Raw genomic sequence first — 5,954 nt, forward strand, 5'->3', positions numbered from 1 at the left:
GCCGGACTTCCTCAACCGCCTCAGCAGAGACGATCACGTCGCTCATCAGGTGTTCTTCCTTGATCGGGAGTTACACCGAAGACCGTACAGACCCGCGCGGCGCAGCGCCTTCCTGTCGGAGGAGCATCCGGTGGGCCGGGTGTTGCTGGAGGTCTTCGCCGATGCGACGCACGCGCGGCTGGAGCTGTTCTGACGCACCGCCCTCGGGGGGGGAGGAGGAGGGACGGGTGTGGCGCCGCGGTCCCCCCACGGACCGCGGCGCCGGTTTTCCCCCGTTGCTCCCCCGTTGCTCCCCCGTCTCCCCCGTTGTTCCCCCGTGGCTCTCCGCCCCCGTTATCCGGTCAGGCGCCGGCCGGGTACCACTTGGTGCCGTTGCCGCCGGTGTTGGCGAGGGTGTCGACGATGATGCTCCCGGGGTAGCGCGGGTGCTGCGCGAGGAAGCCGCTGAAGGAGTCCAGGGACGTCGCGTCGCAGACGCCGTCGGTCTTGATGCAGAAGCGCTGGACCGGCATGCCGCCGGGGAAGTTCTCCGGGCCGGTGCCCGGGGAGTACGCCACGAACGGGATCAGGGTGCCCTGCGGGACGAGGTGCCAGAAGCCGGTGCCGGGCTGCATCGGGTCGGCGTAGAGCATGCCGTCGACCTGCTCGCGGGGCACGGCGGTGCCGTTGTTGGCGATGGTCTGGAGCAGCAGGTCGCCGACCCAGGCGCCCTGCGAGTAGCCGGCGATGGTGAAGCGGGCGGTGGGGTCGGCCTTGTAGGCCTTCTCCAGGGCCGCCTTGGCGTTCCAGTAGCCCGCGTTGACGCTGTCGCCGAAGCTCGGCTCGAACGGGGCCGGCAGCTGGTTCTGGCCGCCGATGAACGGGCCGCCGCTGGCCGGGTAGCAGACCGGGATCGCGGTGCTGCCGGCCGGCAGGTGCTGGTTGGCGAGGTCGAAGGTGTACGTGCAGCGGGGTGCCGCCAGGGCCGTCCCGGTGCCGCCGAGCTCGATGTAGTAGTGGTGCGGCTGCGCGGTGTCGGCGTGCGCGGCGGTGGGCACGACGGCGGCGCCGGTGAGCGCGAGCGCCGTCGTCGCGAGGACGGCCTTGAGGCGGCGGGCGAGGCTGGCACGCATGGTCATGTGGGGTCAGCTCCCTCTGGTCGGGTGGGGCGCCGCGTCGGGTGCGGCGACCTGTGGCCATCGTGTTGTCCGGGCGCCGCGGGGAACCAGGACGGGCACCGGCCATATCTGGCCGGTGCCTGGAATGCCTGGTCAGGGGCTGTTTTTTGACGCCGTCATAGCGGGTGCGGACATCGGGGGAGCCGGTCGGCCCCGACCGCTCGGGACCTCACGACCACGCCAGCCCCGCGCGCGCCCGCCAGTACTCCCCCGCCGGCCCCGCCAGCGGTGCGAGGGCCGCGAGGTCGTCCGGGGTGAGGGGGTGGGCGACGGCGGTGAGGTTGGAGGCGAGCTGGGCTGGGGTGGCGGCGCCGGACAGGACGAGGCCGGCCCAGGGCTGGGCGGCCGCCGCGGCCAGGGCCAGGGCGTCGCAGGTGGCGCCGGTGCGGGCGGCGAGGGCGCGCAGCGCGGCGGTGTCGGGGCCGGTGGCGTTGCGGTCGGCGAGGCGGCCGTTGGCCATCGCCTCCTTGACGACCACGAGCCAGCCGGCGTCGTGGGCCTCGGCCAGGGCGGGGGCGGCGGAGGTCTCCAGCAGGTTCCAGGTGGACTGGACGGCGGCGAACAGCGGCTGCCCGTCGACCGTCACGGCGAGGGCCGCGCGGATCGCGGCGGCCTGGTCCGGGCCGCTGGTGGACAGGCCCACCCGCACGCCGTCGGCGGCGAGTCCGGCCAGGCGCCCGTGCAGGGCGGGGTCGGTGAGGGCGGGGCTGTCGGGAGTGACGGAGTGGACGAGGTAGACGTCCGGGTGGCGCCCGAGCAGGGCCCTGGTCTCCTTGACCTGACGGTCGAACACCGCCGTCGAGTGCTCCTTGACCTCGTGCGCGGCCACCCCGGAAGTGCGCCAGCCCGCCGTGTAGGTGTAGCCCCACTTGCTGCCCACCACCGTGTCGGCCGCCTCCCGGGGGTGCTCGGCCAGCCACTGCGCGACGAACTCCTCGGCGCGCCCGTAGGAGCGGGCCGTGTCGACGTACCGCACCCCGGCGGCGTACGCGGCGTCCAGCAGCTCGTGGGTGCGCCGGCGCAGCGCCTCGACGCTGCGCCCGGCGGGCAGGTCGGCGTCGCGCCCGAGGTTGATGTACCCCGGGCGGCCGACGGCGGCGGTGCCCAGGCCGAACCTGGTGACCGGCGCACCGGCGGGCGGGGTGGGCACGGCGGCACTCATGGCGGTACTCCTCGAAGATCGTCCGGTCGTCGTCACGGACCCTATCCGGCCGGGGCCCCGCCTGCCCCGCCCGTCCCGCCTGGCCCGCCCGGCCCGCCTGCCCCGCCCGTCCCGCCTGGCCCGCCTGCCCCGTCCGCCGGGGCGTTGAGGGCGGTGAGCATCGCCGGGGTGAAGCCGAAGGCGTAGGTGGCGGCGCAGGCGGCGAGCGCGGCGGTGAGCCAGCCGCCGGTGTAGACGAGGACGGCGGGGCCGATGCCGTGGCTGCCGTCGAGCAGGGGCAGCAGGACGAGGCCGGAGGGGCCGATCGCGGTGGAGCCGGTGGTCAGGCCGAGCTGGGCGAACGTGCCGACGACGGCGCCGCCGACCGCGGCCCCGATCCCGGCGGTGACGAAGGGCCGCACCAGCGGCAGCGTGACGCCGTAGATGACGGGCTCGGCGACCCCCAGGACGCACGTGGGCAGCGCGGACCTGATGACCCGGCGCAGCGAGGGGTTGTGGCGGGCGCGCAGGTAGACGGCGACGGCGGCGCCGGCCTGGCCGCCGCCGGCCATGGCGAGGATGGGGTAGAGCGCGCTGTAGCCCTGGTGCTCGATGAGGGTGGTGTGGATGGGGATGAGGGCCTGGTGGAGGCCGAACATGACGAGGGTGCCGAAGGTGCCGCCGAGGAGGACCCCGGCGCCGGCACCGGCGTGGGCGAGGAGCCAGGTGGCGCCGTTGCCGATGCCGTCGGCGAGGAGGCCGGCGAGCGGCATCAGGAGGAGCAGGGCGGTCAGGCCGGACAGGGCGAGGGCGGTGGTGGGCACGAGCAGCATCTGCAGGGCGTCGGGCACCCATCGGCGGGCCCAGCGTTCGAGCGCGGCGCACAGGGCGGCGGCGGCGAGGGCCCCGAGGACGCCGCCCTGGCCGGGCTTGAGGTGGCCGAAGGGGGTGTGGGTGATGGCGGCGACGCCCGGGTAGACGACGATGCCGGCGACCGCGCCGCCGAGGACGGGGGTGCCGCCGAACTCCTTGGCGGTGTTGTAGCCGACGAAGACGGCGATCAGGGACATGAAGCCCTGGGAGAGCGCGGTGGTGACGGGGACGATGCCGGTCAGGGCGGCGGTGTGGGTGGACAGGGCGAGGGAGTTGAGGGTGGCGCCGAGGCCGGCGATGACGCCGCAGGCGATGAGGGCGGGGATGAGGGGGACGAAGATGTCGGCGATGCGGCGCAGGAGCAGTTTGCCGGGGGTGGCGTTGCGGCGTGTGCGGTCGTCCTTGAGGGCTGCTCCCCTGGCGGCGAGGGCGTCGGCGTCCGCCGCCGGGGCGGCGGTGGCCGCTGCTGGGACGTCGGCGTCCGCTGCTGGGGCGGCGGTGGCCACGAGCTGCTCGAACGCCTGCGCGACGCGGTCGACGGCCGCCGGTCCCAGGACGATCTGGTAGGTGCCGTCCACGACGACCCCGAGCACCGCCGGGTGGTCCTTGATCCGCTGGGTGCGCGCGAGGCCCGGGTCGGCCAGGCCCAGGCGCAGGCGGCTGATGCAGTGGGCGGTGGAGGTGACGTTGGCGGCCCCGCCGACGAGGGCGAGGAGGTCACGGGCGGTGCCGGTGTGCGTGTCCGTCATGAAGATCTGATTGCCCGCGCGCGGCCTGGGCATACCGACCATCGTCCGTACCCACCCGGCCGCCCGTTCCCTGCGAAAGGCCCCCGCATGCTCGACTTCGACGCCTCCGGATTCCTGCGCGACGGCGCGCCGCACCGCATCGTCTCCGGCGCCCTGCACTACTTCCGCGTCCACCCCGACCAGTGGGAGGACCGGCTGCGCCGGCTGCGGGCGCTGGGCGTCAACACCGTCGACACCTACGTCCCCTGGAACTTCCACGAACTCCCCACCGGCGAGGTGGACTTCACCGGCTGGCGGGACGTCGCCCGGTTCGCCCGCGCCGCGCAGGCCCTGGGCCTGGACGTGATCCTGCGCCCCGGCCCGTACATCTGCGCCGAATGGGACTTCGGCGGCCTGCCCGCCCGCCTGCTCGCCGTCGACGGCCTGCGGCTGCGCTGCTCGGAGCCCGCCTACCTCGCGGAGGTAGACGGCTGGTTCGACGCCGTCGTGCCCGAGATCCTGCCGCTGCTGGCGAGCCGGGGCGGGCCGGTGGTCGCGGTGCAGGTGGAGAACGAGTACGGCAGCTACGGGCGCGACTGCGCCTACCTGCGCCACCTGCGCGACGGCCTGGTGCGCCGCGGCGTGGACTGCCTGCTGTTCACCGCCGACGGCGCCCACGACACCATGCAGCAGGGCGGCACCATCCCCGGCCACCTCGCCACCGCGACCTTCGGCTCCCGCGCGCCCGAACGCCTCGCCGCGCTGCGCCGCCACCAGGCGTCCGCCCTGCCCGGGCCGCTGACGGCGATGGAGTTCTGGATCGGCTGGTTCGACCGCCTCGGCGAGCCGCACCACGTGCGCGACCCCAAGGAGAGCGCCGCCTCCCTCGACGAACTCCTCGCCACCGGTGCCTCCGTCAACCTCTACATGGCCCACGGCGGCACCAACTTCGGCCTGTGGGCGGGCGCCAACCACAGCGGCGCCCACCCCTGCGACGCCGGGTTCGAGCCCACCTCCACCAGCTACGACTACGACGCGCCGATCGGCGAGGCGGGCGAGCTCACCGAGAAGTTCCACGCGCTGCGGGAGGTCATCGGCCGCTACGTGCCCCTGCCGGAGGGCGAACTGCCCGCCCCGCCACCGCGCCTGGCCCCGCGCCGCCTGGAACGGGCCACGGGCCGGGCCCGGCTCCTCACGGCCCTGGACTCGCTGTCGGCGCCGGTACGGCGGGCCTGCCCCGAACCGATGGAACGCCTCGGCCAGGCCCGCGGCCTCGTCCACTACCGCACCCGCGTGCCCGGACCGCGCCCCGAACTGCCGCTGCGCATCGACGGACTCGCCGACCGCGCCCACGTCTTCGCCGACGGGCGCCCGCTCGGCGTCCTGGACCGCAACAGCCCCCGGGCGACGCTGCCCCTGGCCACCGGGCCCGGCGGCGCCGTCCTCGACATCCTGGTCGAGGCCCTGGGGCGGGTGAACTACGGCCCCAACATGGACGACCGCAAGGGCATCACGCGGGGCGTCGCGCACGACGGCCAGCTGCTCTTCGAGTGGGAGATCCGGCCGCTGCCGCTGGACGACCTCGCCGCCCTCCGCCTGGAGGAGCCGGGGGCGGTGGCGCTCACCGACGGCGACCCCGCGTTCCACCGCTTCGAGACCGACGTCGACGCCCCCGCCGACGCCTTCGTCGCCCTGCCCGGCTGGGGCCGCGGCCTGCTGTGGCTCAACGGCTTCCTGCTGGGCCGCCACACCGCCGAGGGCCCCCAGCGCACCCTCTACGCCCCGGCCCCGCTGTGGCGCCCGGGCCGCAACGAACTCCTCGTCCTCGAACTCGACCGCCACGGCGAAGCCCTCGAAGTCCGCGACCACCCCGACCTCGGCCCCACCGCCCAGGCCCCGAGCAGCGAGTACTGACCGCACAGGCGCGGGAGGCGGGGGGGGGCGGGGGGCCGGCCGGGCGCGCGGCCCGCCCGGGGGCGCGCCCCCCGCCCCCCCCCCGCGCCCCCCCGCCACGTGGGCGCGCCGATGGAGGACCACGCCGCGACCGTGCTCGAC

General features: G+C 75.4%; 5 protein-coding genes. 2 read left to right on the forward strand and 3 right to left on the reverse strand.

From position 1 onward, the window contains the following. On the forward strand, positions 1-193 hold a 193-nt coding region (locus ACFVU9_RS44325; protein WP_387603568.1), incomplete at its 5' end, for a hypothetical protein. A 148-nt stretch (positions 194-341) separates the two neighbouring features. Here ACFVU9_RS44325 and ACFVU9_RS44330 read toward each other — a convergent pair. The 3 genes from ACFVU9_RS44330 to ACFVU9_RS44340 all read right to left on the reverse strand — a co-directional run bounded on the left by ACFVU9_RS44330 (position 342) and on the right by ACFVU9_RS44340 (position 3,953). After that, positions 342-1,118, reverse strand: a complete 777-nt coding sequence (locus tag ACFVU9_RS44330; RefSeq protein WP_380502340.1) for a PE-PPE domain-containing protein — start codon at positions 1,116-1,118, stop codon at positions 342-344. 208 nt (positions 1,119-1,326) lie between these two features. After that, positions 1,327-2,319 carry an aldo/keto reductase gene (locus tag ACFVU9_RS44335; RefSeq protein WP_380502338.1) on the reverse strand — a complete coding sequence of 331 codons (993 nt, stop codon included), beginning with the start codon at positions 2,317-2,319 and terminating at the stop codon, positions 1,327-1,329. Between the two features lie 41 nt (positions 2,320-2,360). After that, on the reverse strand, positions 2,361-3,953 hold the full coding sequence (locus ACFVU9_RS44340; RefSeq protein WP_387603571.1) for a PTS transporter subunit EIIC: 1,593 nt from the start codon (positions 3,951-3,953) through the stop codon (positions 2,361-2,363). A gap of 54 nt (positions 3,954-4,007) precedes the next feature. Between ACFVU9_RS44340 and ACFVU9_RS44345 the strand changes: the two genes are divergently transcribed. Then, complete coding sequence (locus tag ACFVU9_RS44345; RefSeq protein WP_387603574.1) at positions 4,008-5,813, forward strand: beta-galactosidase family protein; 1,806 nt, start codon at positions 4,008-4,010, stop codon at positions 5,811-5,813. The last annotated feature ends 141 nt before the right edge of the window (positions 5,814-5,954 follow it).

This window comes from Kitasatospora sp. NPDC057936, assembly GCF_042887525.1.
Lineage (GTDB): Bacteria > Actinomycetota > Actinomycetes > Streptomycetales > Streptomycetaceae > Kitasatospora.

What these genes read in the sequence shown, in the direction of transcription:
- ACFVU9_RS44330 (WP_380502340.1), bottom strand. Translation starts at nt 1,118, where the DNA reads ATGACCATGCGTGCCAGCCTCGCCCGCCGCCTCAAGGCCGTCCTCGCG.
- ACFVU9_RS44335 (WP_380502338.1), bottom strand. Translation starts at nt 2,319, where the DNA reads ATGAGTGCCGCCGTGCCCACCCCGCCCGCCGGTGCGCCGGTCACCAGG.
- ACFVU9_RS44340 (WP_387603571.1), bottom strand. Translation starts at nt 3,953, where the DNA reads ATGCCCAGGCCGCGCGCGGGCAATCAGATCTTCATGACGGACACGCAC.
- ACFVU9_RS44345 (WP_387603574.1), top strand. Translation starts at nt 4,008, where the DNA reads ATGCTCGACTTCGACGCCTCCGGATTCCTGCGCGACGGCGCGCCGCAC.